Source organism: Pseudomonas sp. GW821-FHT04C07, from assembly GCF_059420325.1.
The window spans coordinates 1-663 of sequence record NZ_JBWKTM010000031.1; the positions used below are offsets into that span (position 1 = coordinate 1).

The following is a 663-nucleotide window of genomic DNA, read 5'->3' on the forward strand; positions in this document are numbered from 1 at the left end:
GTTGCCGACCACGCTGGCCGTGCCCTTGTTTGCCGGCGCACTGACCGAGTTCAGCGTGAACAGGTGGCCGTCATCGACATCGGTGTCATTGGCCAGCACGTCGATCGTCAGGGTCTGGTTTTCCGTGCCGGCGGCCGTATCGGCCACCGCCACCGGCGCATCGTTGGTGCCGGTGATCGTCACGTCCACGCTGCTGGTCGAGAGCGCCCCGTACTGATCCTGCATCTGGTAGCTGAGCGTTACGTGCTCGACCACACCTTGTGCCAGGTGGTCGAAGTCGGCCCCCGGGTTGAATACCAGCTGGTTGCCGACCACGCTGGCACTGCCCTTGTTTGCCGGCGCACTCGCCGAGTTCAGCGTGAACAGGTGGCCGTCATCGACGTCGGTGTCGTTGGCCAGCACGTCGATCGTCAGGGTCTGGTTCTCCGTGCCGGCGGCCGCATCGGCCACCGCCACTGGCGCATCGTTGGTGCCGGTGATGGTCACGTCCACGCTACTGGTCGAGAGCGCCCCAAACTGATCCTGCATCTGGTAGTTGAGCGTAACGTGCTCGACCACGCCTTGCGCCAAGTGATCGAAATCGGCCCCCGGGTTGAACTGCAGCTGGTTGCCCGCAACGCTGGCGCTGCCCTGGCCGATCGGCGCGCTGGCGCTGACCAAGGT

General features: G+C 65.2%; 1 protein-coding gene. It reads right to left on the reverse strand.

Annotation, left to right across the window (positions count from 1 at the left end; all coding sequences use genetic code 11):
* Positions 1 to 663: Ig-like domain-containing protein (locus AC07UI_RS29115; RefSeq protein ID WP_494995751.1), on the reverse strand; the 663-nt coding region annotated here is incomplete at both ends.